The organism is Streptomyces cylindrosporus (assembly GCF_022698165.1).
In the GTDB taxonomy this organism is placed as follows: domain Bacteria; phylum Actinomycetota; class Actinomycetes; order Streptomycetales; family Streptomycetaceae; genus Streptomyces; species Streptomyces cylindrosporus.
The window spans coordinates 311,711-336,474 of record NZ_JALDAY010000011.1; the positions used below are offsets into that span (position 1 = coordinate 311,711).

The following is a 24,764-nucleotide window of genomic DNA, read 5'->3' on the forward strand; positions in this document are numbered from 1 at the left end:
CAGCGAAGACCGCTGATGAAGCGTTGTCCGCTGAGGACTACTTCTTGCCCGGCTTCTTCTTGCCGGCGATGGCGCGACGCGGGCCCTTGCGGGTACGGGCGTTCGTGCTGGTGCGCTGACCGCGGACGGGCAGACCGCGACGGTGACGGAGACCCTGGTAGCAGCCGATCTCCACCTTGCGGCGGATGTCGGCCTGGACCTCACGACGGAGGTCACCCTCGGTCTTGATGTTGTTGTCCACGTACTCGCGGATCGCGACGAGCTGCTCTTCGCTCAGGTCACGAACCCGGGTGTTCGGGTCGACGCCGGTCGCAGCCAGCGTCTCCTTCGAGAGGGTCCGGCCGATGCCGAACACGTAGGTGAGGGCGACCTCCACGCGCTTTTCGCGCGGGATGTCAACACCGGAAACGCGTGCCATTCAATGGCTCCTGGTGATCTTCGGAGGTCTTCCACAGAACCGGTTCCCGGCCGCCGTATCAGGTACGAATCGGGTCCCCGGCCTCCGAACCGGGGGTGTCAGGCGATCGATCGCCTGGGTCCTGCGTATGAACATATTCAGCTCGCGTCGCGCGAATCCCTGCGATGTCGATGCAGAGGGATCGGTCGATCGTGCGTCAGCCCTGGCGCTGCTTGTGGCGCGGGTTCTCGCAGATGACCATGACCCGACCGTGACGGCGGATCACCCTGCACTTGTCGCAGATCTTCTTGACGCTCGGCTTGACCTTCATGGGATTGAGGTTCTCCGAGTCAGAGGGATCTACTTGTAGCGGTAGACGATCCGGCCACGCGTCAGGTCGTACGGAGACAGCTCCACCACGACCCGGTCGTCAGGGAGGATGCGGATGTAGTGCATGCGCATCTTGCCGCTGATGTGTGCCAGGACCTGGTGGCCGTTCTGGAGCTCGACCTTGAACATGGCGTTCGGAAGAGACTCGACGACAGTGCCCTCGATCTCGATGGCACCTTGCTTCTTGGCCACGCTTCGCCCTTCGAATCGACTACCTTGATCGACTCCGGCAACCGCACGCGGACATGCGGAGACACGAGAGCCGACGAGTCAGTCTACGTCAGCACACTCGGAAAGACGAATCGAGTAAGGATGCCCCAGCGGGGAGATCATTAAGCCAGCGGGTCCGGAGCCGCCGTGATGCCGTGCTCCGCCAGCTTCGCCTTGCCGCCGTCGGGGGCGGTGAGGACGAGCGGGCCCTGCTCGGTCAGCGCGACGCTGTGCTCCCAGTGGGACGACCACGTGCCGTCCGTCGTGATGACCGTCCAGTCGTCGGAGAGGACCTCGGACCCAGTTCTGGATGCCGCCCTCGCGGGCTCGGCGCCCGGGGCGCCTCACAAGCTTCGAGCGGCTGCGCCGGCCTCCGACCGGCGGTCGTGGTCCCGGTCCGACGTCACGCCAGCGGATCGGGAGCCGCCGTGACCCCATGCTCCGCCAGCTTCGCCCTGCCCCCGTCGGGAGCCGTGAGTACCAGTGGACCCTCGGGGGTCAGCGCGACCGAGTGCTCCCAGTGGGACGACCACGTGCCGTCCGTCGTGATGACCGTCCAGTCGTCGGAGAGGACCTCGGTCTTCGGGGTGCCCAGGGAGACCATCGGCTCGATCGCCAGGCAGAAGCCGGGGACCAGCTTGGGGCCCTTGCCGCGGCGGCGGTCGACGTAGTTCAGCAGGTGCGGGTCCATGTGCATCTCGGTGCCGATGCCGTGGCCGCCGTAGTCCTCGATGATCCCGTACTTGCCGCCGCCCGGCTTCGGCTGCCGGCGGATGTACGTCTCGATGGCGCGGGAGACGTCGACCAGGCGGTTGCCCTGCTTCATCGCCGCGATGCCGGCCCACATCGACTCCTCCGTCACCCGGGACAGCTCGATCAGCTCCGGAGCGTGACCGGAGCCCACGAACGCCGTGTACGCCGCGTCGCCGTGCCAGCCGTCGATGATCGCGCCGCAGTCGATGGAGATGATGTCGCCGTCCTTCAGGACGACGTCCTCGGAGGGGATGCCGTGGACGACGACCTCGTTGACGGAGGTGCAGATCGTGGCGGGGAAGCCGCCGTAGCCGAGGAAGTTGGGCTTGGCGTTGTGCTCCGCGAGCACCTTGCGGGCGACCTCGTCCAGGTCCTTGGTGGAGGCTCCGGGCACGGCCGCCTCACGCGTGGCCGCGTGGATGGCCGCGACGACCAGTCCCGCCTCGCGCATCTTCGCGATCTGCTCGGGGGTCTTGATCTGCACCATGGGGGGCCTGCGCTCTCCGTCACTCACGTCAACCGGTTACCTGCACAACAGTACGGCCGTGACGCCCTGTGGGTGTCACGGCCGTACTCGCCGACGGCTACTTGCCGTCGTCCTCGCGCTTGAGCGCCTCCAGGGCGCGCTGCGTGACCTCGTCCACCGGGCCCAGGGAGGAGATCGTGACGACCAGGCCCTGCGCCTTGTAGTAGTCGATGATCGGCTCGGTCTGCGTGTGGTAGACCTCCAGCCGGGTGCGGACGGTCTCCTCGGAGTCGTCGTCGCGCTGGTACAGCTCACCGCCGCAGACGTCGCAGACGCCTTCCTTCTTCGGCGGGCTGTACGTCACGTGGAACACGTGCGCCGAGTCGTTGCGGCAGATGCGCCGGCCGGCGATCCGCTTGACGACCTCCTCCTCGGGGACTTCGAGGTCGAGTACGGCGTCCAGCTTGATGCCCTCGGTCTTGAGCAGCTCGTCGAGCGCCTCGGCCTGCGAGACGTTGCGCGGGAAACCGTCGAGCAGGAAGCCGTTCTGGGCGTCCGGCTGCTCCATGCGGTCCTTCGCCATCGCGATGGTGACCTCGTCGGGCACGAGGTTGCCGGCGTCCATGTAGGACTTCGCGAGTTTCCCGAGCTCCGTCTGCTGGCTGATGTTGGCGCGGAACAGGTCGCCCGTGGAGATGTGCGGGATCGACAGCTTCCCGGCAAGGCGGGTGGCCTGAGTGCCCTTCCCAGCACCAGGCGGCCCGACGAGGACGATTCGCATCAGCGGAGGAACCCTTCGTAATTGCGCTGCTGGAGCTGGCTCTCGATCTGCTTCACCGTCTCGAGACCCACACCCACGATGATCAGGATGCTCGTCCCGCCGAAGGGGAAGTTACCGGTTGCCCCGAACCCGACCAACGCCATCGTTGGTACGAGAGCGATCAGACCCAGATACAGCGAACCCGGCCAGGTGATCCGGTTGAGCACGTACGAGAGGTACTCAGCGGTCGGTCGGCCAGCCCGGATGCCCGGGATGAAGCCACCATACTTCTTCATGTTGTCGGCGACTTCTTCGGGGTTGAAGGAGATCGCAACGTAGAAGAACGCGAAGAAAACGATCAGCAAGAAGTAGCTGACCAGGTAGATCGGGTGGTCGCCCTTGGTCAGGTTCGTCTCGATCCAGGTCTTCCAGCCCGAGGTGCCGCCGGAGAACTGAGCGACCAGCGCGGGGATGTAGAGCAGCGACGAGGCGAAGATGACCGGAATCACACCCGCCTGGTTGACCTTCAGCGGGATGTACGTCGAGGTCCCGCCGTAGGAACGGCGGCCGATCATGCGCTTCGCGTACTGGACCGGGATCCGGCGCTGGGCCTGCTCGACGAAGACCACCAGGCCGACCATGACCAGGCCGACGAGGATCACGGTGCCGAACTCGATCCAGCCGCCGGCCAGGGTGCCCTGCTTCTTGATGGCCCACAGCGCGGAGGGGAAGGTCGCGGCGATCGAGATGAACATGAGGATCGACATGCCGTTGCCGATGCCGCGGTCGGTGATGAGCTCGCCGAGCCACATCACGACGGCCGTACCGGCGGTCATGCAGACGACCATGGTGATGGTGGTGAAGATCGCCTGGTCCGGGACGATGCTGGACGCGACCGTGCAGCCGGAGAAGAGGGCGCCGCTGCGGGCGGTGGCCACCAGGCCGGTGCCCTGCAGGATGGCGAGCGCCACGGTCAGGTAGCGGGTGTACTGGGTGATCTTCGCCGTACCGGCCGAGCCCTCCTTCTTGAGGGCTTCCAGGCGCGGGATCACCACGGTCAGCAGCTGCAGAATGATGCTCGCCGTGATGTACGGCATGATGCCCAGCGCGAAGACCGTGATCTGCAGCAGCGCACCGCCACTGAACATGTTCACCAGGCCGAACAGGCCCTGGTTGCCGGAAGCCTCGTCCACGCACTGCTGGACGGCGGTGTAGTTGACGCCGGGGATCGGGATGTGGGTACCGACCCGGTAGACCACGATGATGCCGAGCGTGAAGAGCAGCTTCTTGCGCAGGTCGGGCGTCCTGAACGCCCGGGCGAACGCGGTGAGCACGGTGCCTCCTGCGACCCCCGCGCAACTGCGTCAAGGGTGACGGTCTTGAGGTTCGACGGATACGAATAACGAACGGTGCAGGCTACCTTACCGGCGGCACAGCTCCCCGTGGAACGACCAACCGGGGATACCCCTTTGTGGGATATCCCCGGTCGGGATCGCTCAAGTCATCGAGACGCCTGAGTTGTTCAGACGAGCTCGGTGACGGTGCCGCCGGCGGCGGCGATCTTCTCCTTGGCGGAGCCGGAGACGGCGTCGACCGTCACCTGCAGCGCCACGGAGATCTCGCCCTGGCCGAGCACCTTGACCAGGCTGTTCTTGCGAACGGCGCCCTTGGCCACCAGACCCTCGACGGTGACCTCGCCACCCTCGGGGTAGAGCGCGGCCAGCTTGTCGAGGTTCACGACCTGGTACTCGGTCTTGAACGGGTTCTTGAAGCCCTTCAGCTTCGGGAGGCGCATGTGGAGGGGCATCTGCCCACCCTCGAAGCGCTCCGGAACCTGGTAGCGGGCCTTCGTGCCCTTGGTACCACGACCGGCCGTCTTACCCTTCGACGCCTCACCACGACCGACACGGGTCTTGGCGGTCTTGGCGCCCGGGGCGGGACGGAGGTTGTGGATCTTGAGCGGGTTGTTCTCCGCCATGATCAGTCGACCTCCTCGACCGTCACGAGGTGGCGGACGGTGTGCACCATGCCGCGGAACTCGGGGCGGTCCTCCTTGACGACCTGCGTGTTGATGCCCTTGAGACCAAGGGAGCGCAGGGTGTCACGGTGGTTCTGCTTGCTGCCGATGTAGGACTTGACCTGCGTAATCCTGAGCTGCGCCATGATTACGCACCCGCCCCGGCACGCGCACGGAGAAGAGCCGCGGGGGCGACGTCCTCGAGGGGCAGACCGCGGCGGGCCGCGATCTCCTCGGGACGCTGCAGGCCCTTCAGGGCCTCCACGGTCGCGTGCACGATGTTGATGGCGTTGTCGGAGCCGAGCGACTTCGACAGCACGTCGTGGATACCGGCGCACTCGAGCACGGCACGCACCGGACCACCGGCGATAACACCGGTACCCGGGGAGGCGGGCTTGAGGAGCACGACGCCGGCAGCCTTCTCACCCTGGATGGGGTGCGGGATGGTGCCCTGGATACGGGGGACCTTGAAGAAGTGCTTCTTGGCCTCCTCGACACCCTTGGCGATGGCGGCCGGCACCTCCTTGGCCTTGCCGTAACCGACACCCACGGTGCCGTCACCGTCGCCCACCACGACCAGCGCGGTGAAGCTGAAGCGACGACCACCCTTCACAACCTTGGCGACACGGTTGATCGCGACGACACGCTCAACGTAAGCGGTCTTCTCGGCGGCGGCTGCGCCACCGTCACGACCCTTACGGTCCCGCCGCTCGCCGCCACCGGCACCGCCACCGCGGCGCTGGGGTCCAGCCATTGGATTACCTCTCTCTTTCCGCTAGCTACGAGCGGCTCAGAACTTGAGCCCGGCTTCGCGGGCGGCGTCCGCCAGGGCGGCGATGCGCCCGGCGTACTGGTTGCCACCACGGTCGAACACGACGGCCTCGACACCGGCGGCCTTGGCGCGCTCGGCGACCAGGGCACCGACCTGCTTGGCCTGGGCCGACTTGTCGCCCTCGCCACCGCGGATCGAGGTGTCCAGGGTGGACGCCGACGCAAGGGTGTGACCCTTGAGGTCGTCGATCACCTGGGCCACGATGTGGCGGTTCGAGCGGGTAACGACCAGACGCGGACGCTCCGCCGTACCGTTGATCCGCTTGCGGATCCGGATGTGACGGCGCTTGATCGCGGCGCGCTTGTAGGCGTCGCCCTTCAGGATCTTCTGTCCGTATGCCATGGCTTACTTACCCGCCTTTCCGACCTTGCGGCGGATGACTTCGCCCTCGTACTTGACGCCCTTGGCCTTGTACGGGTCGGGCTTGCGCAGCTTGCGGATGTTGGCCGCAACCTCGCCGACCTTCTGCTTGTCGATGCCCTCGACCGAGAACCGGGTGGGGGCCTCCACCTTGAAGGTGATGCCCTCGGGGGCCTCGACGGTGATCGGGTGGCTGTAGCCGAGAGCGAACTCCAGGTTCGAACCCTTGGCCTGCACGCGGTAACCGACACCGCTGATCTCGAGCTTCTTCACGTAACCCTGGGTCACGCCGGTGATCATGTTCGCCACCAGCGTGCGGGACAGGCCGTGCAGGGCCTTGCTCTGACGCTCGTCGTTGGGGCGGGTGACGTTCAGGACGCCGTCCTCACCCTTGGCGATCTCGATCGGCGCCGCGACGGTGTGGGTCAGCGTGCCCTTGGGGCCCTTGACCGAGACCGTCTGGCCGTCGATGGTGACGTCCACGCCGGCGGGAACCGTGATGGGGAGCTTGCCAATACGCGACATAGCTGTTTCCTCCGTTCCCTTCCGCTACCAGACGTAGGCGAGGACTTCCCCACCCACGCCCTTCTTGCCGGCCTGCTTGTCGGTCAGGAGACCGTGCGACGTGGAGATGATCGCCACGCCGAGGCCACCGAGGACCTTGGGCAGGTTGGTGGACTTCGCGTACACCCGGAGACCGGGCTTGGAGATCCGCTTGATGCCCGCGATGGAGCGCTCACGGTTGGGGCCGAACTTCAGCTCCAGGACGAGGTTCTTGCCGACCTCGGCGTCCTCGACCTTCCAGCCCGTGATGAAGCCCTCCTGCTGGAGGATCTCCGCGATGTGCGACTTGATCTTGGAAGCGGGCATCGTCACGGAGTCGTGGTATGCCGAGTTCGCGTTCCGCAGACGCGTAAGCATGTCTGCGATCGGATCAGTCATGGTCATGAATTGGCCTTCGGCCTCTCTCGCCGGGGTTTCCAGGTGCCCATCCCTCTCCTCGATCCGAGACGAGGCGGGTGCGGTGCGGTGGACCTACGGCGTAGTAAGTCGTAAGGGCAGTCGTCAGACGCCCAACCCTCCAAGCCTAAGCCATGGAGAGGAGGGCGCCTGACACGCCCACTTCTTACCGAGAGCTTCGGGAATCCCTGATTACGGGGATTACCAGGAGCTCTTGGTCACGCCCGGCAGCTCGCCACGGTGAGCCATCTCACGAAGGCACACGCGGCACAGGCCGAACTTGCGGTACACGGAGTGCGGACGGCCGCAGCGCTGGCAGCGGGTGTACGCGCGCACACCGAACTTGGGCTTGCGAGCAGCCTTGGCAATCAGAGCCTTCTTCGCCATCTCGCTCACGCCTCCTTGAAGGGGAAGCCGAGGTGACGAAGGAGCGCGCGGCCCTCAGCGTCGTTGGTCGCCGTGGTCACCACGGTGATGTCCATGCCCCGGGTACGGTCGATCTTGTCCTGGTCGATCTCGTGGAACATGACCTGCTCGGTGAGACCGAAGGTGTAGTTGCCACGGCCGTCGAACTGCTTGGGGGACAGACCACGGAAGTCGCGGATGCGCGGGAGCGCGAGCGACAGGGTGCGGTCCAGGAACTCCCACATGCGGTCGCCACGGAGCGTGACGTGGGCACCGATCGGCTGGCCCTCACGCAGCTTGAACTGCGCGATGGACTTGCGGGCCTTGGTGACGGCCGGCTTCTGACCGGTGATCGTGGTGAGGTCGCGGATGGCGCCCTCGATCAGCTTGGAGTCGCGGGCGGCGTCGCCCACACCCATGTTGACCACGATCTTGACGAGGCCGGGGATCTGCATGACGTTCTCGTACTTGAACTCGTCACGCAGCTTGCCCGCGATCTCCTCGCGGTACTTCGTCTTGAGACGCGGAGTGGTGGTGGTAGCCATCAGATGTCCTCACCCGTCCGCTTGGCAACGCGGATCTTGTTGCCCTCGTCGTCGAAGCGGTAACCGACACGCGTGACGACCTTGTTGCCGTCCTTCTCAACGACCAGCTGGACGTTGGAGACGTGGATCGGCGCCTCGGTCGTGACGATGCCGCCGGCCTGCGAACCGCGAGCGGTGGGGCCGGCCTTGGTGTGCTTCTTGACCCGGTTGACACCCTCGACCAGGACGCGGTCCTCGCGGGGGAAGGCCGCGATGACCTTGCCCTGCTTGCCCTTGTCCTTACCGGTGATGACCTGGACCAGGTCGCCCTTCTTGATCTTCATGCTTACAGCACCTCCGGAGCCAGCGAGATGATCTTCATGAACTTCTTCTCGCGCAGCTCACGCCCGACCGGGCCGAAGATGCGGGTGCCGCGAGGGTCGCCGTCGTTCTTCAGAATGACGGCGGCGTTCTCGTCGAAGCGGATGTACGAGCCGTCCGGACGGCGGCGCTCCTTGACGGTGCGAACGATGACCGCCTTGACGACGTCACCCTTCTTCACGTTGCCACCGGGGATCGCGTCCTTGACGGTGGCGACGATGACGTCACCGATGCCCGCGTAGCGGCGACCGGAGCCACCGAGCACACGGATGCAAAGGATCTCCTTCGCACCAGTGTTGTCGGCGACACGCAGTCGCGACTCCTGCTGGATCACGTCTATCTCCTGTTTGTCTGCCGGTTCCCCGGGGGCCGTTCAAGAACGGCCCCCGGAGCCTGGCGGAACTGTCCTGCGAGGGGTGCCTCGCAGGAAATTACTTGGCCTTCTCGAGGATCTCGACGACGCGCCAGCGCTTCGTCGCGGACAGCGGCCGGGTCTCCGCGAGGAGGACACGGTCGCCGACGCCCGCGGCGTTCTGCTCGTCGTGAGCCTTGAGCTTGTTCGTACGGCGGATGACCTTGCCGTACAGCGCGTGCTTGACGCGGTCCTCGACGGCGACGACGACGGTCTTGTCCATCTTGTCGCTGACGACGAGACCCTCACGGGTCTTGCGGAAGCCGCGGGCCTCTGCAGTCTGCTCAGTCACGTTGCTCTCACTCATCAGGCGCTCTCCACCGTCTCGATGCCCAGCTCGCGCTCACGCATCAGGGTGTAGATCCGCGCGATGTCCTTACGGACGGCCTTCAGCCGACCGTGGTTCTCGAGCTGACCGGTCGCCGCCTGGAAGCGGAGGTTGAACAGCTCTTCCTTGGCCTCGCGGAGCTTCGCCAGAAGCTCCTCGTTGCCCAGCTCGCGCAGCTCGGACGCCTTGGTACCGGCCGACATCACGCTTCACCTGCCTCGCGCTTGACGATCCGGCACTTCATCGGCAGCTTGTGGGCTGCGCGAGTCAGGGCCTCACGGGCGATCTTCTCGTTCGGGTACGACAGCTCGAACATGACCCGGCCCGGGTGCACGTTCGCGATCCACCACTCCGGCGAACCCTTACCGGAACCCATGCGGGTCTCGGCGGGCTTCTTCGTGAGCGGGCGGTCCGGGTAGATGTTGATCCAGACCTTGCCGCCACGCTTGATGTGGCGGGTCATCGCGATACGAGCGGCCTCGATCTGACGGTTGGTCACGTACGCCGGCGTGAGGGCCTGGATGCCGTACTCGCCGAACGCCACGGTCGTACCGCCCTTGGCCTCACCACGACGCTTCGGGTGGTGCTGCTTGCGGTGCTTGACCCTACGGGGGATCAGCATGTCGGTCAGGCCTCCGTTCCGGTGCTCTCAGCCGGAGCGGACGCGGGAGCCTCGGCCTTGGGGGCCTCGGAACCGGCAGCCTGCTGCGGCTTGCGACCGCGCCGCTCGCCACCGCGGCCACCACGGGCCGGGCGGTCGGCACCACCACGGGCCGGGCGGTTACCCGCACGGGCCGCAGCGTTCTCGGCGCGGACCTCGGCGATGTTCTTGACATCGCCCTTGTAGATCCAGACCTTCACACCGATGCGGCCGAAGGTCGTCTTGGCCTCGAAGAAGCCGTAGTCCACGTTCGCGCGGAGCGTGTGCAGGGGCACGCGGCCCTCGCGGTAGAACTCCGAGCGGGACATCTCGGCGCCGCCGAGGCGGCCACCGCACTGGATCTTGATGCCCTTGGCGCCGGCCTTCATGGCGGACTGCATGCTCTTGCGCATGGCCCGACGGAAGGAGACGCGGGAGGAGAGCTGCTCGGCGACGGCCTGAGCGACCAGCTGAGCGTCCGTCTCGGGGTTCTTGACCTCGAGGATGTTCAGCTGGACCTGCTTGCCCGTGAGCTTCTCGAGGTCACCGCGGATGCGGTCGGCCTCGGCGCCACGGCGGCCGATGACGATGCCCGGACGAGCGGTGTGGATGTCCACACGCACGCGGTCACGGGTGCGCTCGATCTCCACCTTCGAGATGCCGGCGCGCTCCATGCCGGACGTCATCATCCGACGGATGGCGACGTCTTCCTTGACGTAGTCCTTGTACAGCTTGTCGGCGTACCACCGGGACTTGAAGTCCGTGGTGACACCGAGCCGGAACCCATGCGGGTTAACCTTCTGGCCCATTACCGGGTTCCTTCCTTGCTGCTGACGACCACGGTGATGTGGCTGGTCCGCTTGCGGATCCGGTAGGCACGGCCCTGGGCACGCGGACGGAACCGCTTCAGGGTCGGACCCTCGTCGACGTACGCCTCGGAGATGAAGAGGCTGTCGGCGTCGGTGTGGTCGTAGTTGTGCGCGGCGTTGGCGATGGCGCTGTCGAGCACCTTGCCGACGGGCACGGAGGCTGCCTGCGGAGCGAATCGCAGAACAGCCTGAGCCTCCGTGGCGTCCATGCCACGGATAAGGTCCACCACGCGGCGGGCCTTCATGGGCGTAACGCGGATGTACCGCGCCTGGGCCCTGGCTTCCATGGTTGTCCCTCTCAGTTACTTACGTGTCTGAATGCGATCCGCTGTTAGCGGCGCTTCGACTTCCGGTCGTCCTTGACGTGACCCCGGAAGGTGCGCGTCGGCGAGAACTCGCCGAGCTTGTGGCCGACCATCGACTCGGTGACGAACACCGGGATGTGGGTCTTGCCGTTGTGCACCGCGAGCGTGTGGCCGAGCATGGCCGGCACGATCATGGAGCGACGGGACCAGGTCTTGATGACGTTCTTGGTGCCGGCTTCGTTCTGGGCTTCCACCTTCTTGATCAGGTGGTCGTCGACGAAGGGCCCCTTCTTGAGACTGCGCGGCATCTAAACCCGCTCCTAGCGCTTCTTGTTCGTCTTGCGGCGGCGGACGATGTACTTGTTCGACGCCTTCTTGGGCGAACGAGTACGACCTTCCTTCTGACCCCAGGGGCTGACCGGGTGGCGACCACCGGAGGTCTTGCCCTCACCACCACCGTGCGGGTGGTCAACCGGGTTCATCGCCACACCGCGAACGGTCGGGCGGACGCCCAGCCAGCGCTTGCGGCCGGCCTTGCCCCAGTTGATGTTGCTCTGCTCGGCGTTGCCGACCTCGCCGACCGTGGCGCGGCAGCGCTGGTCGACCAGGCGGATCTCACCGGAGGGCATACGAAGGTGGGCCATCGTGCCCTCCTTCGCGAGCAGCTGCACGGAGGCACCGGCGGAGCGGGCGAACTTGGCGCCGCCGCCCGGACGAAGCTCCACGGAGTGGATCGTCGTACCGACCGGGATGTTGCGCAGCGCCAGGTTGTTGCCGGGCTTGATGTCGGCCGCGGGGCCGTTCTCGATCCGGTCGCCCTGGTTGAGGCCCTTCGGCGCCAGGATGTAGCGCTTCTCGCCGTCCGCGTAGTGGAGCAGCGCGATGCGCGCGGTGCGGTTGGGGTCGTACTCGATGTGCGCGACCTTCGCCGGCACGCCGTCCTTGTCGTGACGACGGAAGTCGATCACTCGGTAGGCGCGCTTGTGTCCGCCACCCTGGTGGCGAACGGTCACACGACCGGCGTTGTTACGGCCGCCCTTGCTGTGCAGCGGGCGGACCAGCGACTTCTCCGGCGTGGACCGCGTGACCTCGACGAAGTCGGCGACGCTGGAACCACGACGGCCCGGCGTAGTCGGCTTGTACTTGCGGATTCCCATTTCTCAGTCCTCGTCCGATATCGGACGATCCGACCCGCTTACGCGGTCGGACCGCCGAAGATGTCGATACGGTCGCCCTCGGCGAGGGTCACGATCGCGCGCTTGGTGGCCGCACGCTGGCCGAAGCCGGTGCGGGTCCGCTTGCGCTTGCCGATGCGGTTGATCGTGTTGACCCCGGTGACCTTGACCGAGAAGACCGCCTGGACGGCCTGCTTGATCTGGGTCTTGTTGGCGTTCGGGTCGACGATGAACGTGTACTTGTTCTCGTCCAGGAGCGCGTAGCTCTTCTCCGAGACGACCGGCTTGAGCAGCACGTCACGGGGGTCCGTGTACGACTTGCTCAGCGGCGTCTCGACGGTGTTCTTGCCCTCGGCGGCGTGCCGGCGCGCCTTGGCGACACGCGCGGCCTTGGCGGCCTTGGCGGCCTTCGAGGCAATGGCGGGGTGACGGATGGCCATCAGACCTCAGTCCCTTCGGTGTCGTTGGCCTTCGGGCCGGCGACGAAGGACTCGAGAGCGGCCTGGGTGAAGACCACGTCGTCCGAGACGATCACGTCGTACGTGTTCAGCTGGCCCGGCTCCAGGATGTGCACCTGGGGCAGGTTGCGGGCGGACAGCCACGCGGCCTCGTCGGCGCGGTCGACGACCAGGAGCAGGTTCTTGCGCTCCGAGATCTTGCCGAACAGCGTGCGAGCGGCCTTGGTGCTGGGGGTCTCGCCCTCGACCACGCCGGTGACGACGTGGATGCGGTTGTGACGCGCCCGGTCGGTGAGGGCGTGACGCAGGGCGGCAGCCTTCATCTTCTTCGGGGTGCGCTGCGAGTAGTCGCGCGGCACGGGACCGTGCACGACGCCACCACCGGCGAACTGCGGCGCGCGGGTCGAGCCCTGACGGGCGCGGCCGGTGCCCTTCTGGCGGTACGGCTTCTTGCCGCCACCACGGACCTCGCCACGGGTCTTCGTCTTGTGCGTGCCCTGACGGGCAGCGGCGTTCTGCGCGACGACGACCTGGTGGATCAGCGGGATGCTGATCTTCTCCACGCCGAAGATCTCCGCGGGGAGCTCGACGCTACCGGTCTTCTCGCCGGCAGGCGAAAGGATGTCAACAGTGCTCATCGGTACCTCAGGCCCCCTTGGCCGCGGTGCGGACCAGGACGAGGCCGCCGTTCGGACCGGGAACCGCGCCCTTGATGAGCAGCAGACCCTTCTCCGCGTCAACGGCGTGGACGGTCAGGTTCTGGGTGGTGACACGCTCGTTGCCCATGCGACCCGCCATGCGGAGGCCCTTGAACACACGGCCCGGGGTGGCGCAGCCACCGATGGAACCGGGAGAGCGGTGCTTGCGCTGGGTGCCGTGACCGGCGCCGAGGCCACCGAAGTTGTGGCGCTTCATGACACCGGCGAAGCCCTTGCCCTTGCTCTTGCCGGTGACGTCGACCTTCACGCCGGCCTCGAAGACCTCGGCGGTGATTTCCTGACCGAGCGTGTACTCGGCGGCATCGGCCGTCCGGATCTCGACGAGGTGTCGACGGGGGGTGACGTCGGCCTTGGCGAAGTGGCCCTTGAGGGGCTTGTTCACCTTGCGCGGGTCGATCTCGCCGAAGGCGATCTGGACCGACTCGTAGCCGTCGCTGTCGTTCGTACGCACCTGGGTGACGACGTTGGGGCCGGCCTTGACGACGGTGACCGGAACAACACGGTTGTTCTCGTCCCACACCTGCGTCATGCCGAGCTTCTCGCCCAGGATGCCCTTGATCTGCTTAGCCATTCTCAGATCACCGGCCCTCAGAGCTTGATCTCGATGTCGACACCGGCCGGGAGGTCGAGTCGCATCAGAGAGTCAACGGTCTTGGGCGTCGGGTCGAGGATGTCGATCAGGCGCTTGTGCGTGCGCATCTCGAAGTGCTCGCGCGAGTCCTTGTACTTGTGCGGCGACTTGATGACGCAGTACACGTTCTTCTCAGTGGGCAGCGGCACCGGGCCCGCGACCGACGCACCAGTACGGGTCACCGTCTCGACGATCTTCTTCGCCGAGGAGTCGATGACCTCGTGGTCGTAGGCCTTGAGCCGGATGCGGATCTTCTGTCCCGCCATGGCTACTCAGTAGTCCTTTGTCTCTTCACGCTCTGGAACCCGGTCCTCCGTGCGCTCCACCTCCGACCCACGCGGTCGGGCGTGTCGCGCTTTCACTGACACAGATGTCCCTTGTTCGAACATCCCTTGTCTGAGAAAGAGATCCACCGGGTGCCTGGCCAGTGCCGCACCGCACTTCCCGGAAGATTCCCGTACGTCCGCCCCAGTGCTGCCCGAGGGCAGTTAGGACGACGAGTACTGTGGGACTCGCTTCCGGTCCTCCCGGCGGGAGGCGCGCAGCATCAACACTCGACCGAGCAACTCGGACAGTCTGCCATATGGGGCAGGGGCCTGGCCAATCGAGCCGGAGAGAATACCCCGGGCGTGACGCAGGTCAAACACGGGTGCTGTCCCGGCCGGGCGGCGGCCCTGGACGGCCGACAGATCCTGCGGGGCAAGAAGCCCTCCGTCCGGCAAGCTGACCATCGGGTGCGCGTGGCGATTTCCCGGCCCGGGTACCGGACAGACATGCGGATGTGGGGGAACCGCTCGGGGGGCTGGTGGCTGCTCGTCACGGTCGCCGTAGGGGTGTCGGGGGTCTCCTGGCTGGCCAGGCTGCTGCCGGGTGTGGTGGGCGGAGCGATGGTCGCCGTGGCCGCGACGGTCGGTGCGGCGCTGACGCAGCGCGGGCAACGACTCGTCGAGGAGGCGGCGAGCCGAGGTGGCGACTCCGGCGACGGACTGCTGCACGACCGGCAAGGCCGGCTGCCGAGGCTGCGCGACATCGACGACCTGCTCGTGATCGGCGTCCACCCTGCCGCCCCGGAAGGCAGCACGCACGCGCCCGGCTCACGGGTACCTCCCTTCGTACGACGGGACCGCAGCGCGGAGATCGAAGACGCCCTGCGCACGGAGCGCTTCGTACTGGTCTTCGGAGAGTCCACGGCCGGCAAGTCACGGGCGGCGTTCGAGGCGGCACAGGCGGTGCTGCCCCAGGCCGCCCTCGTCCTGCCCGATCCCACCGAGCCGACGGCGCTTCGGGCCGCGGCGACCGCGGTCCGGCGCGAGCGCCGCTCGGTCGTGTGGCTGGACGACGTGGAGCGATACCTGGGTGCCGGTGGCCTCACTCTGCACCTGCTGGAGCGACTCGCGCCCCCGGGCGTGGTGGTCCTGGCCACCATCAGGGCGCAGGAGCGGGCGCGCTACATGGACGTCCAGGGCCTTGCCCGGGACCCGTCCGACGGATCGGGCGGACGGGTGGGGCGGGACGTCCTCGCGCTGGCGCGGGAGATCCGGCTCGACCGGCGGTGGCACGCCGAAGAGGTCGCGCGGGCCCGGGAGTTCGGCGACGACCGGCGTCTGGCGCAGGCGGCCGACATCGCCGACCGCTACGGCGTCGCCGAGTTCCTCGCCGCCGGACCACAACTGCTCGCGGCCTGGCAGGACGCTTGGGCGCCCGAAGGACGACATGTGCGGGGCGCCGCCCTGGTGAGCGCGGCGGTCGAGGCGCGCCGGGCTGGCTGGAACCGGCCGCTCCCGGCCGAGCTGCTCCGGGACTTGCACGAACGTCAGCTCACGGCGCACGGCGGAATCAGGCTGCGCCCCGAGAGCTGGGAGGAGGCCCTGGAGTGGGCGACCAGGCCGCTGTACGCGACGAGCGGCCTGCTCATCCCCTACGACTCGGCTCCGGACGCCTACACCCTGTTCGACTACCTGCCCGACGCCGTGGACGACCCGGTTCTGGACGACACCTGGGAGCGGTTGATCGCGGTGGCCGAGCCGGAGGTCTGCGTGGACATCGGATGGGCGGCGATCAGAGAGGTGAGGCACACGGCTGCCCGCGACGCCTTTCAACGGGCCCTGGACAACGGGGTCGTCGTCGCGGCCGCCGGGCTGGCACTGCTGCTCGGACAGAACTGGCGGCTGGACGAAGCCTGCCAGGTATTGCGGACGGCACTCCACTCGGCCCCGGCCGACACCGACCGGCAGTCCCTGTACGAACTGCGCTCGGATCTGTCCTGGTGGACAGGTGGGGCCGGCAACAAGGAGGAGGCCCTGGAGCTGGCCACGGAACTGCACGAGGAGGCTCGCCTGCGGTACGGCGAAGACCACCCCGAGTCCATTGCCACGGCCTTCCACGTCACCCGCTGGACTGCTCACCTGGGCCGTCCGGCGGCGGCGCTCGACCTGGCTCTCGACGCCCTGGAACGATCCCTGCGTACCTTGGGGCCGACGCACCGCGTGACCCTCGACTGCAGGTTCGAGGTCGCCGGCTGCACCGCCGCGTGCGGGCGAACAGCCGAGGCGGTCCGGCTCTGGGATGAGTTGGCCGACGACGCGACCAGGCTGCTCGGTCCGCTCGACCGGCTCACCGTCGACGCACGCTGGAATCTCGCGGGCGCTGTGTGCGACGCCGGAGACACCGCGCTGGGACTGCGCCTCACGGAGGAGGTCGTCGACGGCCGGACCGCCCTCTACGGTGCCGATCATCCACGTACCTTCGTCGTCCGTCTTCAGCAGGCGGCCCTCACCGCGAGCTCCGTCGGCCGGGACGAAGCACTGGCCCTCCTGGCCCCGCTCCATCAGGACACCATGCGGGCGCTCGGTCCCGAGCACGAACTCACCCTGGCCGCCCGCCACCAACTGGCCCTGTGCGGAAACGCCGATCTCAGGGCGCTGCTCACCGACTGCGAGCGCGCCCTGGAACCGGATCACCCGCTGACCGAGGACTGCCGAGCCCGCCTCACCGACCCGAACAGACCCGCTTGGCACTACGAACCACCGAGTTGGTGAGGAGGTCGACGACACAGGCATCCCGCCTCGGAGGTCAGCGCACGTCCACGTAGTCGGCGCCGCTGGTCGCCGCCCCGGTGGTGTCATTGCCTCCGTACACCCAGCGCCAGGAACCGTCGACGGCCGCGGTCACCGTGGTCGTGAGCCGGCCGGAGCTGTTCGCGGTGACCTTCTTGACCGCCTTGAAGGAGTCGGTGCCCTTCTCCCTGAACTGGAGGGTGACCGTGCGGCCGCCGTAGGGGCCGTACTTCTTGGTGCTCCAGTTCGCCCTGGTGACCTTGCCCGTGACGGTGATCTTCGCACCCTTGGTGACCGGCTCGGGCGTCGCGTTCACCGTGACCTTCGCGGCCCGCTTGAGCCGGACGGTGGCCGACCTTGTCTCGTGCTCCTCGGCGGCGAGCTGGCCGTTGGCCTTGAACAGGCGCAGCGACACGCCCAGCTTCCACTTGGTGGCGTCGCTGTTGGAGTCGACCTGCTCCTGGCTCGGGTGCGGATCGATGTAGAGGGACCCCTCGCAGTCGGCCTTCTTCGAGCTGACCTCGTAGCAGGTGTAGACGCCCGGTCCTATGTAGTTCTCCCCGGTGTCGGCCGCCTTCTCCAGGTCGCCGCGGTAGAGGAAGGGAAACGCGTCGTACCGGTCCGGCTTACTGGTGCTGTAGCCGGCGGGCAGAGTGATGCTGAAGGTGAGGGACGGCTCCACCTCCTTGGTCGTGCCGACGACGATCGGCTTGCCCTTGTTGACGACGATCTTCGACACCGTGATGCCGGTGTCCTTGGCCTGGGCCGCCGGGGCGCCCAGCAGGGTCAGAGCGAGCGCCCCGACGAGCGCGGCCGCGGCGGCCGTTGGTCTGCCTGTTCTCACTTACGCCTCTTGTGCAATGCGGGACATGGGAGCGGGCAGATTAACGCGTGATGTGTTCATGCGGCATTGCGCAACCGCGCGAACGACGTGTCCAACCCCCGCTTCAACACCCTCGCCACCGGCCGCTCCACAAACCGGTGCACCAGCCAGCTCAGCACCATGAACCCGGCGATCACCGACACGACCAGCAGGCGGGCGTCCATCGTGTCCTTCAGGCGGTTGATGACCGTCGTACCGGCGACGTAGTGCGTGAGATAGAGCGGATACGTCAACGCGCCCGCCGTCACCAGCCACTTCCAGCGGATGCGGTCCGTCGCGCCGAGCGCGATCGCCACCATGGCCAGGAGGAAGGCGGTGAAGATGAGGAAGCTCCCCCGCCAGCCGGAGACGTGCTCGACCTCGTCGATCCGGATGCCCAGTTCCCGCTGGCCCATCAGCCAGCACAGCGCGAGGATCCCCCACAGCAGCAGGTCCTGGCCGAAGCGGTGCATCAGGTAGAGGGCGAGGCCGGCGATGAAGAACCACGCGCCGTCCGGGTTCGCGGCCAGCGTGAGGAGGTGGAACTCCGCCACCGGGGCCAGCATCGCGGCCGCGCCCCACACGCAGCAGAAGAGCACGACCTTGCGGTACGTCAGCCCGGTGGCGACGACGACCAGGAAGAGCAGGTAGAAGCGGAGCTCGGACCAGAGCGTCCAGTACACGCCGTCGACGCTGTCCACGTGCGAACCGGACTGCAGCATCGTGAGGTTGAGCAGGATGTCCCGCAGCTTGAGGCGGTCCCAGACGCCGGGCAGGGCGACGACCACGGCCGTGGTGAAGACGATGCCGAACCAGTACGCGGGGTAGAGGCGGATCACCCGGGAGACGAAGAACTGGCGTGGGCTGCGGCCCCAGCAGGACATGCAGATCACGAAGCCGCTGATCACGAAGAAGATCTCGACGCCGATCCAGCCGTACGAGGCGAAGCGGAACACCGTCGGCATGATGTCGGAGGCGGGTCTGACCCAGACCGCGTTGCCCGGCTGGTTCACCCGCCAGGTGCCGGCGTAGTGGTGCACGGCGACCATCAGCGCGGCGAGGAGCCGGATGCCGTCGATGGCGTACAGGCGCGGGCGCTCGCGGCGGAGCGGGGCCGTTGGACGGCGAACCTGCACCTTGCGCAACTGCTGCGTCGGCCGGTCCACCATCACGGACATCGCTGACCATCCCCTGTCTGTCCTCTGCTCCGACCCGGCCACGCTAGGCCGTCACATCCGTCCCACAGCGAGCAGACAGGAACATAGGGGGCATCGGTGTCGGGGAGTTGGTCCAACTCTCCACGGCACGACTCTCAGGGTTCACCGAGACTTCGCCGAACCGCCGTCGCCACCCCGGGGGCCCACCCCGGAGAAGACGGCAAGCGAAAGGGCCCGTACGACCGAAGTCGTACGGGCCCTTCCAGTGGCCTAGCGGCTCAGAGTCACTTGTTGATCTTCGTGACCTGGCCGGCGCCGACCGTCCGGCCACCCTCACGGATGGCGAACTTCAGGCCCTCTTCCATGGCGATGGGCTGGATGAGCTCGACCTTCATCTCAGTGTTGTCGCCCGGCATGACCATCTCGGTGCCCTCGGGGAGGGTCACGACGCCGGTCACGTCCGTGGTACGGAAGTAGAACTGCGGACGGTAGTTGTTGAAGAACGGCGTGTGGCGGCCACCCTCGTCCTTGGACAGGATGTAGGCCTGCGCCTCGAACTCGGTGTGCGGGGTGACCGAGCCCGGCTTGATGATGACCTGGCCGCGCTCGACGTCCTCGCGCTTGATGCCGCGGAGCAGCAGACCGACGTTCTCACCGGCCTGGCCCTCGTCGAGCAGCTTGCGGAACATCTCGATGCCGGTGACCGTGGTGGTGGTCTTCTCCGGCTTGATGCCGATGATGTCGACGGTCTCGTTGACCTTCAGGACACCACGCTCGATACGGCCGGTGACGACCGTACCGCGACCGGTGATCGTGAAGACGTCCTCGATCGGCATCAGGAACGGCTTGTCGACGTCGCGCTCCGGCTCCGGGATCGCGGTGTCGACGGCGGCCATCAGGTCCAGGACCGACTGGCCCCACTCCTTGTCGCCCTCGAGCGCCTTGAGCGCGGAGACCTTGACGACCGGAACGTCGTCGCCCGGGAACTCGTACTCGGAGAGCAGCTCACGGACCTCGAGCTCGACGAGCTCCAGGATCTCCTCGTCGTCCACCATGTCGGCCTTGTTCAGGGCGACGACGATGTACGGAACGCCGACCTGGCGGGCCAGGAGCACGTGCTCCTTGGTCTGCGGCATCGGGCCGTCGGTGGCGGCGACAACGAGGATGGCGCCGTCCATCTGCGCCGCACCCGTGATCATGTTCTTGATGTAGTCCGCGTGACCGGGGCAGTCGACGTGGGCGTAGTGACGGGTCTCCGTCTGGTACTCGACGTGCGCGATGGAGATGGTGATACCGCGCTGGCGCTCTTCGGGAGCCTTGTCGATCTGGTCGAACGCCGAGGCCTCGTTCAGGTCCGGGAACGCGTCGTGCAGCACCTTGGTAATGGCGGCCGTGAGGGTCGTCTTACCGTGGTCGATGTGACCGATGGTGCCGATGTTGACGTGCGGCTTAGTCCGCTCGAACTTCGCCTTCGCCACTGGGGTCCTCCTGTGGAGTGGTTCTGTACGCCTTACTTCATCGGCGCCAGGTGATCTTTGCTGTCAAATCCCGGGCCCCGGGTCATTCCGCCAGGTATACGGAGGAACGACCCGTGAGGCTCCGGGGTCAAGCCTAAAGCGTGTGAACGCGGTGCGTTGAACGCAGGTGCGCTACTCGCCCTTGGCCTTCGCGATGATCTCCTCGGCGACGTTCCGCGGAACCTCGGCGTAGGAGTCGAACTGCATGGAGTAGCTGGCCCGGCCGGACGTCTTGCTGCGCAGGTCGCCGACGTAACCGAACATCTCCGAGAGGGGCACGAGGCCCTTCACGACGCGGGCACCGGCCCGCTCCTCCATGGCCTGGATCTGGCCACGGCGGGAGTTGATGTCGCCGATGACCTCACCCATGTAGTCCTCGGGCGTGGTGACCTCGACGGCCATCATCGGCTCGAGCAGCACGGGGCTGGCCTTGCGCGCGGCCTCCTTGAAGGCCTGCGAACCGGCGATCTTGAAGGCGAGCTCGGAGGAGTCGACCTCGTGGTAGCCACCGTCGATGAGCGTGACGCGGACGCCCGTCATCTCGTAGCCCGCGAGGATGCCGAACTGCATGGCCTCCTGCGCACCGGCGTCCACCGAAGGGATGTACTCCTTCGGGATACGGCCACCGGTCACCTTGTTCACGAACTCGTACGAGGCGTCGCCGCCCTCGATGGGCTCGATCGCGATCTGCACCTTGGCGAACTGACCGGTACCACCGGTCTGCTTCTTGTGGGTGTAGTCCACGCGCTCGACGGCCTTGCGGATCGTCTCGCGGTACGCGACCTGCGGCTTGCCGACGTTGGCCTCGACCTTGAACTCACGGCGCATACGGTCGACCAGCACCTCGAGGTGCAGCTCGCCCATGCCGCCGATGATGGTCTGGCCGGTCTCCTCGTCCGAGTGGACCTGGAAGGAGGGGTCCTCCTCCGCGAGACGCTGGATGGCGACACCCAGCTTCTCCTGGTCGCCCTTGGACTTCGGCTCGATGGCGACCTGGATGACCGGCGCCGGGAAGTCCATGGACTCCAGGATCACCGGCTGCTTGTCGTCGCACAGCGTCTCACCGGTCGTGGTCTGCTTCAGACCCATGACGGCGATGATGTCGCCGGCGCCCACCGCGTCGATCTCCTCACGCTTGTTCGCGTGCATGCGGTAGATCTTGCCGATGCGCTCCTTCTTGCCCTTGACGGAGTTCAGCACGGCGGTGCCGGACTCCAGGCGGCCCGAGTAGACCCGGACGAAGGTGAGCTTGCCGAGGTGCGGGTCGCTCATGATCTTGAACGCCAGCGCGGACAGCGGCTCGTCGTCGGACGGCTTGCGCTTGACGACCTCCTCCGGGTCGTTCACGGCGTGGCCCTCGATGGCCTCGACGTCGAGCGGGGAGGGGAGGTAGCGCACGACCGCGTCGAGCAGGGGCTGGACGCCCTTGTTCTTGAACGCGGTACCGCAGAACACCGGGGTGACCGTGGTGTCCTTGGACTTGCCGGACGCGATGGTGATACGACGGATCGCGGCGTACAGCTGCTCCACGGAAGGCTCCTCGCCCTCCAGGTACAGCTCCATGATCTCTTCGTCGTTCTCGGCCACGGCCTCCAGAAGCTTGCCGCGGTACTCCTCGGCAGCCTCGGTGTGGGTGTCCGGGATGTCGACGGTGTCGTACATCTCGCCCTTGGTGGCCTCGGCGGACCAGACCAGGGCCTTCATCGTCACGAGGTCGACGACGCCCTTGAAGTCGGCCTCGGCACCGATCGGGAGCTGCATGACGATCGGCTGCGCGCCCAGGCGGTCCGAGATCATGTCCACGCAGCGGTGGAACTCGGCGCCCGTGCGGTCGAGCTTGTTGACGAAGCAGATGCGCGGAACGCCGTAGCGGTCCGCCTGACGCCACACCGTCTCGGACTGGGGCTCAACGCCGGCGACGCCGTCGAACACCGTCACGGCACCGTCGAGCACGCGCAGCGAACGCTCCACCTCGACGGTGAAGTCGACGTGGCCCGGGGTGTCGATGATGTTGATGGTGTGGTCGACGTCTTCCAGCGGCCAGTGACAGGTGGTGGCAGCAGAGGTGATCGTGATGCCACGCTCCTGCTCCTGCTCCATCCAGTCCATGGTGGCAGCGCCGTCGTGGACTTCACCGATCTTGTACGAAACGCCGGTGTAGAACAGGATCCGCTCGGTGGTGGTCGTCTTGCCCGCGTCGATGTGGGCCATGATCCCGATGTTGCGGACCTTGGCCAGGTCAAGCGAAGTGGTAGCCATAAGGCTTCAGTCTTCTCTCGGTCTCGATGTGGACTGCGACTACCAGCGGTAGTGCGCGAAGGCCTTGTTGGACTCGGCCATCTTGTGCGTGTCCTCGCGCTTCTTGACGGCCGCACCGAGGCCGTTCGAAGCGTCGAGAAGCTCGTTGAGCAGACGCTCGGTCATGGTCTTCTCGCGACGGGCGCGGGAGTAACCGACCAGCCAGCGCAGCGCCAGGGTGTTGGCACGGCCGGGCTTGACCTCGACCGGGACCTGGTAGGTGGCGCCACCGACACGGCGGGACTTGACCTCGAGGGTCGGCTTGATGTTCTCGAGAGCGCGCTTGAGCGTGATGACCGGGTCGTTGCCGGTCTTCTCGCGCAGGCCCTCCATGGCGCCGTAGACGATGCGCTCGGCGGTGGAGCGCTTGCCGTTGAGCAGCACCTTGTTGATGAGCGACGTGACCAGAGGAGAACCGTAGACCGGGTCGATGATGACCGGGCGCTTCGGGGCGGGGCCCTTACGAGGCATTCTTACTTCTCCTTCTTGGCGCCGTAGCGGGAACGGGCCTGCTTGCGGTTCTTGACACCCTGGGTGTCGAGGGAGCCACGGATGATCTTGTAGCGAACACCCGGCAGGTCCTTCACACGGCCGCCGCGCACGAGCACGATGGAGTGCTCCTGCAGGTTGTGTCCCTCACCCGGAATGTAAGCGGTGACCTCGATCCCGCTGGTCAGACGCACACGCGCGACCTTACGCAGGGCCGAGTTCGGCTTCTTCGGGGTGGTCGTGAACACACGCGTGCAGACGCCACGACGCTGAGGGGAACCCTCGAGTGCGGGCGTCTTGTTCTTCTCGACCTTGTCCTGCCGGCCCTTGCGGACCAGCTGCTGGATCGTAGGCACTACTTCTCCGGTTTCTGTGTGCCGATGGGTACAGCTAACCTGGAACTTCGCCGACCCACGCGGTCGGGTGTGTCGAATCCGGCGGACTCCCGCCGCGAGGCGAAAAGAGCACAGATTACGGTGGCCGCTCACAGCTCGCGATGCGGTTGAAGGCACGCACGAGAGCCAGGGCACACCCCAGGCACAAGGTCTGAGCGTACCTACCTCAAACGCTACGGTCAAAACAAATGGACCTCGCCCGCATCACCATGCGGCCCATGTCAAGACCCCATGCCGGACCCGATCTTCGTTTCGCCGCCCGACGATCTTGTCTTACGGCGGTGTACGCAGGTCAGCGCTAGGACGACGCCAGCCCCGCCGCGATCAGGACGGTGATGATCAGCGCCCAGCCCGCGACCGACAGCCAGCCCAGCACCAGGCCGGTCATCGCGAGGCCCTCGCCGCGCTCGCCGGTGCGCTGCATCTCGCTGCGGGCGGAGTGGCCGAGGATCACCGCGGGCAGACCGGTCAGCCCGGCGGTCACGAGCGTGAGCAGCCCGCAGACCATGGCGCCGACGGCCTTGCCGTTGGTGGGCGGCACGGCCGGCAGGAAGGTCGCGGGCACGGCCGGCGGAGGCGGCTGGTTGACCGGTACGGGGCCCTGCGGCAGGTCGGCGACGAGCAGCGCCAGCTCCCCCACGGTACGGGCGCCGTAGGCCCGCGCGACCCGCTTCTCGAACTCGGCGTGCTCCAGCCTTCCCTCCCCGTACCCCGCTCTGAGCACGTCGACGGCCCGCTCGCGATCGGCGTGCGAGGCCAGCATCGACGGGGCGCTGTGCCCCTGCCACGGCTGCGGGACACCCTGTCCCGTCTGCCACGGCTGCCAAGGCTGCGGCGGATTGGACACGAGCACCTCCCCGGATCCGAGTGCCTTCCATCATGCGCCGAACCACCGTTTCCGGCACAGATGGCCCACCCCGGAAAAAACCCCGAGTCATCCTGCAGGGGACACTGTGGACGGTAGCCCGTCATCTTCGAGCAGTTACGGACAAACCCCT

At 66.8% G+C, this 24,764-nt stretch carries 35 protein-coding genes; 1 reads left to right on the plus strand and 34 read right to left on the minus strand.

Annotation, left to right across the window (positions count from 1 at the left end):
- Nucleotides 1–37: 37 nt before the first annotated feature.
- From rpsM to rpsJ, 27 genes are all read right to left on the minus strand, one after another.
- Nucleotides 38–418, minus strand: coding sequence for a 30S ribosomal protein S13 (rpsM, locus tag MQP27_RS34335; RefSeq protein WP_242772498.1), 381 nt, complete (start codon nucleotides 416–418; stop codon nucleotides 38–40).
- A 196-nt stretch (nucleotides 419–614) separates the two neighbouring features.
- Nucleotides 615–728 carry a 50S ribosomal protein L36 gene (rpmJ, locus tag MQP27_RS34340; protein WP_003998809.1) on the minus strand — a complete coding sequence of 38 codons (114 nt, stop codon included), beginning with the start codon at nucleotides 726–728 and terminating at the stop codon, nucleotides 615–617.
- A gap of 29 nt (nucleotides 729–757) precedes the next feature.
- Nucleotides 758–979, minus strand: coding sequence for a translation initiation factor IF-1 (infA, locus tag MQP27_RS34345; RefSeq protein ID WP_003948620.1), 222 nt, complete (start codon nucleotides 977–979; stop codon nucleotides 758–760).
- Between the two features lie 421 nt (nucleotides 980–1,400).
- Nucleotides 1,401–2,237, minus strand: coding sequence for a type I methionyl aminopeptidase (gene map, locus MQP27_RS34355; protein ID WP_242772501.1), 837 nt, complete (start codon nucleotides 2,235–2,237; stop codon nucleotides 1,401–1,403).
- 97 nt (nucleotides 2,238–2,334) lie between these two features.
- On the minus strand, nucleotides 2,335–2,997 hold the full coding sequence (locus tag MQP27_RS34360) for an adenylate kinase (RefSeq protein ID WP_242772503.1): 663 nt from the start codon (nucleotides 2,995–2,997) through the stop codon (nucleotides 2,335–2,337).
- A complete protein-coding gene (secY, locus tag MQP27_RS34365) occupies nucleotides 2,997–4,310 on the minus strand; it encodes a preprotein translocase subunit SecY (RefSeq protein ID WP_242772505.1) in 1,314 nt (437 codons plus the stop codon). The genes MQP27_RS34360 and secY overlap by 1 nt, the downstream gene beginning before the upstream one ends.
- A 188-nt stretch (nucleotides 4,311–4,498) precedes the next feature.
- On the minus strand, nucleotides 4,499–4,954 hold the full coding sequence (gene rplO / locus MQP27_RS34370; RefSeq protein WP_242772507.1) for a 50S ribosomal protein L15: 456 nt from the start codon (nucleotides 4,952–4,954) through the stop codon (nucleotides 4,499–4,501).
- A gap of 2 nt (nucleotides 4,955–4,956) precedes the next feature.
- Nucleotides 4,957–5,139, minus strand: a complete 183-nt coding sequence (gene rpmD / locus MQP27_RS34375) for a 50S ribosomal protein L30 (protein WP_004927226.1) — start codon at nucleotides 5,137–5,139, stop codon at nucleotides 4,957–4,959.
- A gap of 2 nt (nucleotides 5,140–5,141) precedes the next feature.
- Nucleotides 5,142–5,747 (minus strand): 30S ribosomal protein S5, encoded by a 606-nt coding sequence (gene rpsE, locus MQP27_RS34380; protein ID WP_009190144.1) that lies wholly within the window; start codon nucleotides 5,745–5,747, stop codon nucleotides 5,142–5,144.
- A gap of 36 nt (nucleotides 5,748–5,783) precedes the next feature.
- Nucleotides 5,784–6,167: a 50S ribosomal protein L18 gene (gene rplR / locus MQP27_RS34385; protein ID WP_071364959.1), complete on the minus strand. Its 384-nt coding sequence runs from the start codon at nucleotides 6,165–6,167 to the stop codon at nucleotides 5,784–5,786.
- Between the two features lie 3 nt (nucleotides 6,168–6,170).
- A complete protein-coding gene (rplF, locus tag MQP27_RS34390) occupies nucleotides 6,171–6,710 on the minus strand; it encodes a 50S ribosomal protein L6 (protein ID WP_242772509.1) in 540 nt (179 codons plus the stop codon).
- A gap of 24 nt (nucleotides 6,711–6,734) precedes the next feature.
- Nucleotides 6,735–7,133 carry a 30S ribosomal protein S8 gene (gene rpsH / locus MQP27_RS34395; protein ID WP_007384075.1) on the minus strand — a complete coding sequence of 133 codons (399 nt, stop codon included), beginning with the start codon at nucleotides 7,131–7,133 and terminating at the stop codon, nucleotides 6,735–6,737.
- A 213-nt stretch (nucleotides 7,134–7,346) separates the two neighbouring features.
- Nucleotides 7,347–7,532, minus strand: a complete 186-nt coding sequence (locus MQP27_RS34400) for a type Z 30S ribosomal protein S14 (RefSeq protein ID WP_003956452.1) — start codon at nucleotides 7,530–7,532, stop codon at nucleotides 7,347–7,349.
- A gap of 5 nt (nucleotides 7,533–7,537) precedes the next feature.
- Nucleotides 7,538–8,095, minus strand: coding sequence for a 50S ribosomal protein L5 (rplE, locus tag MQP27_RS34405; RefSeq protein ID WP_020135807.1), 558 nt, complete (start codon nucleotides 8,093–8,095; stop codon nucleotides 7,538–7,540).
- Complete coding sequence (rplX, locus tag MQP27_RS34410; protein WP_003992365.1) at nucleotides 8,095–8,418, minus strand: 50S ribosomal protein L24; 324 nt, start codon at nucleotides 8,416–8,418, stop codon at nucleotides 8,095–8,097. Before rplX ends, rplE begins: the two co-directional genes overlap by 1 nt.
- Before the next feature lie 2 nt (nucleotides 8,419–8,420).
- Nucleotides 8,421–8,789 (minus strand): 50S ribosomal protein L14, encoded by a 369-nt coding sequence (gene rplN / locus MQP27_RS34415; RefSeq protein ID WP_003998823.1) that lies wholly within the window; start codon nucleotides 8,787–8,789, stop codon nucleotides 8,421–8,423.
- A gap of 97 nt (nucleotides 8,790–8,886) precedes the next feature.
- Complete coding sequence (gene rpsQ, locus MQP27_RS34420; protein WP_007384073.1) at nucleotides 8,887–9,174, minus strand: 30S ribosomal protein S17; 288 nt, start codon at nucleotides 9,172–9,174, stop codon at nucleotides 8,887–8,889.
- Complete coding sequence (gene rpmC, locus MQP27_RS34425; protein ID WP_003974259.1) at nucleotides 9,174–9,398, minus strand: 50S ribosomal protein L29; 225 nt, start codon at nucleotides 9,396–9,398, stop codon at nucleotides 9,174–9,176. Before rpmC ends, rpsQ begins: the two co-directional genes overlap by 1 nt.
- Entirely contained in the window at nucleotides 9,398–9,817 is a 420-nt protein-coding gene (rplP, locus tag MQP27_RS34430; protein ID WP_030788270.1) for a 50S ribosomal protein L16, read from the minus strand. Before rplP ends, rpmC begins: the two co-directional genes overlap by 1 nt.
- A gap of 5 nt (nucleotides 9,818–9,822) precedes the next feature.
- Nucleotides 9,823–10,644: a 30S ribosomal protein S3 gene (rpsC, locus tag MQP27_RS34435; protein ID WP_031477835.1), complete on the minus strand. Its 822-nt coding sequence runs from the start codon at nucleotides 10,642–10,644 to the stop codon at nucleotides 9,823–9,825.
- Nucleotides 10,644–10,991: a 50S ribosomal protein L22 gene (gene rplV, locus MQP27_RS34440; RefSeq protein WP_003974262.1), complete on the minus strand. Its 348-nt coding sequence runs from the start codon at nucleotides 10,989–10,991 to the stop codon at nucleotides 10,644–10,646. The genes rpsC and rplV overlap by 1 nt, the downstream gene beginning before the upstream one ends.
- Nucleotides 10,992–11,035: 44 nt before the next feature.
- Nucleotides 11,036–11,317 (minus strand): 30S ribosomal protein S19, encoded by a 282-nt coding sequence (gene rpsS, locus MQP27_RS34445; protein ID WP_019753092.1) that lies wholly within the window; start codon nucleotides 11,315–11,317, stop codon nucleotides 11,036–11,038.
- A gap of 12 nt (nucleotides 11,318–11,329) precedes the next feature.
- On the minus strand, nucleotides 11,330–12,166 hold the full coding sequence (rplB, locus tag MQP27_RS34450) for a 50S ribosomal protein L2 (RefSeq protein ID WP_242772511.1): 837 nt from the start codon (nucleotides 12,164–12,166) through the stop codon (nucleotides 11,330–11,332).
- A 38-nt stretch (nucleotides 12,167–12,204) separates the two neighbouring features.
- Entirely contained in the window at nucleotides 12,205–12,624 is a 420-nt protein-coding gene (gene rplW, locus MQP27_RS34455) for a 50S ribosomal protein L23 (RefSeq protein WP_242772513.1), read from the minus strand.
- On the minus strand, nucleotides 12,624–13,280 hold the full coding sequence (gene rplD / locus MQP27_RS34460; protein ID WP_242772515.1) for a 50S ribosomal protein L4: 657 nt from the start codon (nucleotides 13,278–13,280) through the stop codon (nucleotides 12,624–12,626). Before rplD ends, rplW begins: the two co-directional genes overlap by 1 nt.
- A gap of 7 nt (nucleotides 13,281–13,287) precedes the next feature.
- Complete coding sequence (gene rplC, locus MQP27_RS34465) at nucleotides 13,288–13,932, minus strand: 50S ribosomal protein L3 (protein WP_242772518.1); 645 nt, start codon at nucleotides 13,930–13,932, stop codon at nucleotides 13,288–13,290.
- 17 nt (nucleotides 13,933–13,949) lie between these two features.
- Complete coding sequence (gene rpsJ / locus MQP27_RS34470) at nucleotides 13,950–14,258, minus strand: 30S ribosomal protein S10 (RefSeq protein WP_003948644.1); 309 nt, start codon at nucleotides 14,256–14,258, stop codon at nucleotides 13,950–13,952.
- Between the two features lie 507 nt (nucleotides 14,259–14,765).
- Between rpsJ and MQP27_RS34475 the strand changes: the two genes are divergently transcribed.
- Entirely contained in the window at nucleotides 14,766–17,030 is a 2,265-nt protein-coding gene (locus tag MQP27_RS34475; RefSeq protein WP_242772521.1) for a tetratricopeptide repeat protein, read from the plus strand.
- A gap of 34 nt (nucleotides 17,031–17,064) precedes the next feature.
- Here the strand turns inward: MQP27_RS34475 and MQP27_RS34480 are convergent, their stop codons facing one another.
- From MQP27_RS34480 to MQP27_RS34510, 7 genes are all read right to left on the minus strand, one after another.
- Nucleotides 17,065–17,892, minus strand: coding sequence for a hypothetical protein (locus tag MQP27_RS34480; protein ID WP_242772524.1), 828 nt, complete (start codon nucleotides 17,890–17,892; stop codon nucleotides 17,065–17,067).
- A 56-nt stretch (nucleotides 17,893–17,948) separates the two neighbouring features.
- Nucleotides 17,949–19,088 carry an acyltransferase family protein gene (locus tag MQP27_RS34485; protein WP_242772527.1) on the minus strand — a complete coding sequence of 380 codons (1,140 nt, stop codon included), beginning with the start codon at nucleotides 19,086–19,088 and terminating at the stop codon, nucleotides 17,949–17,951.
- A gap of 263 nt (nucleotides 19,089–19,351) precedes the next feature.
- Nucleotides 19,352–20,545 carry an elongation factor Tu gene (tuf, locus tag MQP27_RS34490; RefSeq protein ID WP_242772530.1) on the minus strand — a complete coding sequence of 398 codons (1,194 nt, stop codon included), beginning with the start codon at nucleotides 20,543–20,545 and terminating at the stop codon, nucleotides 19,352–19,354.
- 171 nt (nucleotides 20,546–20,716) lie between these two features.
- A complete protein-coding gene (gene fusA, locus MQP27_RS34495) occupies nucleotides 20,717–22,843 on the minus strand; it encodes an elongation factor G (RefSeq protein ID WP_242772532.1) in 2,127 nt (708 codons plus the stop codon).
- A 39-nt stretch (nucleotides 22,844–22,882) separates the two neighbouring features.
- Nucleotides 22,883–23,353, minus strand: a complete 471-nt coding sequence (gene rpsG / locus MQP27_RS34500) for a 30S ribosomal protein S7 (RefSeq protein WP_003998848.1) — start codon at nucleotides 23,351–23,353, stop codon at nucleotides 22,883–22,885.
- A gap of 2 nt (nucleotides 23,354–23,355) precedes the next feature.
- On the minus strand, nucleotides 23,356–23,727 hold the full coding sequence (gene rpsL / locus MQP27_RS34505) for a 30S ribosomal protein S12 (RefSeq protein ID WP_003948652.1): 372 nt from the start codon (nucleotides 23,725–23,727) through the stop codon (nucleotides 23,356–23,358).
- A 337-nt stretch (nucleotides 23,728–24,064) separates the two neighbouring features.
- Nucleotides 24,065–24,613 carry a DUF1707 and DUF4190 domain-containing protein gene (locus MQP27_RS34510; protein WP_242772534.1) on the minus strand — a complete coding sequence of 183 codons (549 nt, stop codon included), beginning with the start codon at nucleotides 24,611–24,613 and terminating at the stop codon, nucleotides 24,065–24,067.
- Nucleotides 24,614–24,764 lie beyond the last annotated feature (151 nt).

Coding starts and splice junctions, on each gene's coding strand:
- rpsJ (WP_003948644.1), bottom strand. CDS start 14,258: ATGGCGGGACAGAAGATCCGCATCCGGCTCAAGGCCTACGACCACGAG.
- fusA (WP_242772532.1), bottom strand. CDS start 22,843: ATGGCTACCACTTCGCTTGACCTGGCCAAGGTCCGCAACATCGGGATC.
- map (WP_242772501.1), bottom strand. CDS start 2,237: ATGGTGCAGATCAAGACCCCCGAGCAGATCGCGAAGATGCGCGAGGCG.
- rplB (WP_242772511.1), bottom strand. CDS start 12,166: ATGGGAATCCGCAAGTACAAGCCGACTACGCCGGGCCGTCGTGGTTCC.
- rplP (WP_030788270.1), bottom strand. CDS start 9,817: ATGCTGATCCCCCGTAGGGTCAAGCACCGCAAGCAGCACCACCCGAAG.
- rplF (WP_242772509.1), bottom strand. CDS start 6,710: ATGTCGCGTATTGGCAAGCTCCCCATCACGGTTCCCGCCGGCGTGGAC.
- rpsM (WP_242772498.1), bottom strand. CDS start 418: ATGGCACGCGTTTCCGGTGTTGACATCCCGCGCGAAAAGCGCGTGGAG.
- rplX (WP_003992365.1), bottom strand. CDS start 8,418: ATGAAGATCAAGAAGGGCGACCTGGTCCAGGTCATCACCGGTAAGGAC.
- rpsE (WP_009190144.1), bottom strand. CDS start 5,747: ATGGCTGGACCCCAGCGCCGCGGTGGCGGTGCCGGTGGCGGCGAGCGG.
- rpsH (WP_007384075.1), bottom strand. CDS start 7,133: ATGACCATGACTGATCCGATCGCAGACATGCTTACGCGTCTGCGGAAC.
- MQP27_RS34400 (WP_003956452.1), bottom strand. CDS start 7,532: ATGGCGAAGAAGGCTCTGATTGCCAAGGCTGCTCGCAAGCCCAAGTTC.
- rpsQ (WP_007384073.1), bottom strand. CDS start 9,174: ATGAGTGAGAGCAACGTGACTGAGCAGACTGCAGAGGCCCGCGGCTTC.
- MQP27_RS34360 (WP_242772503.1), bottom strand. CDS start 2,997: ATGCGAATCGTCCTCGTCGGGCCGCCTGGTGCTGGGAAGGGCACTCAG.
- rpmJ (WP_003998809.1), bottom strand. CDS start 728: ATGAAGGTCAAGCCGAGCGTCAAGAAGATCTGCGACAAGTGCAGGGTG.
- rpmC (WP_003974259.1), bottom strand. CDS start 9,398: ATGTCGGCCGGTACCAAGGCGTCCGAGCTGCGCGAGCTGGGCAACGAG.
- rplR (WP_071364959.1), bottom strand. CDS start 6,167: ATGGCATACGGACAGAAGATCCTGAAGGGCGACGCCTACAAGCGCGCC.
- rplC (WP_242772518.1), bottom strand. CDS start 13,932: ATGGCTAAGCAGATCAAGGGCATCCTGGGCGAGAAGCTCGGCATGACG.
- rplE (WP_020135807.1), bottom strand. CDS start 8,095: ATGGCTACCACCACCACTCCGCGTCTCAAGACGAAGTACCGCGAGGAG.
- rplD (WP_242772515.1), bottom strand. CDS start 13,280: ATGAGCACTGTTGACATCCTTTCGCCTGCCGGCGAGAAGACCGGTAGC.
- rpmD (WP_004927226.1), bottom strand. CDS start 5,139: ATGGCGCAGCTCAGGATTACGCAGGTCAAGTCCTACATCGGCAGCAAG.
- MQP27_RS34475 (WP_242772521.1), top strand. CDS start 14,766: ATGCGGATGTGGGGGAACCGCTCGGGGGGCTGGTGGCTGCTCGTCACG.
- MQP27_RS34485 (WP_242772527.1), bottom strand. CDS start 19,088: ATGTCCGTGATGGTGGACCGGCCGACGCAGCAGTTGCGCAAGGTGCAG.
- rpsG (WP_003998848.1), bottom strand. CDS start 23,353: ATGCCTCGTAAGGGCCCCGCCCCGAAGCGCCCGGTCATCATCGACCCG.
- rpsC (WP_031477835.1), bottom strand. CDS start 10,644: ATGGGCCAGAAGGTTAACCCGCATGGGTTCCGGCTCGGTGTCACCACG.
- rplV (WP_003974262.1), bottom strand. CDS start 10,991: ATGGAAGCCAGGGCCCAGGCGCGGTACATCCGCGTTACGCCCATGAAG.
- rpsS (WP_019753092.1), bottom strand. CDS start 11,317: ATGCCGCGCAGTCTCAAGAAGGGGCCCTTCGTCGACGACCACCTGATC.
- rplW (WP_242772513.1), bottom strand. CDS start 12,624: ATGGCCATCCGTCACCCCGCCATTGCCTCGAAGGCCGCCAAGGCCGCC.
- rplO (WP_242772507.1), bottom strand. CDS start 4,954: ATGGCGGAGAACAACCCGCTCAAGATCCACAACCTCCGTCCCGCCCCG.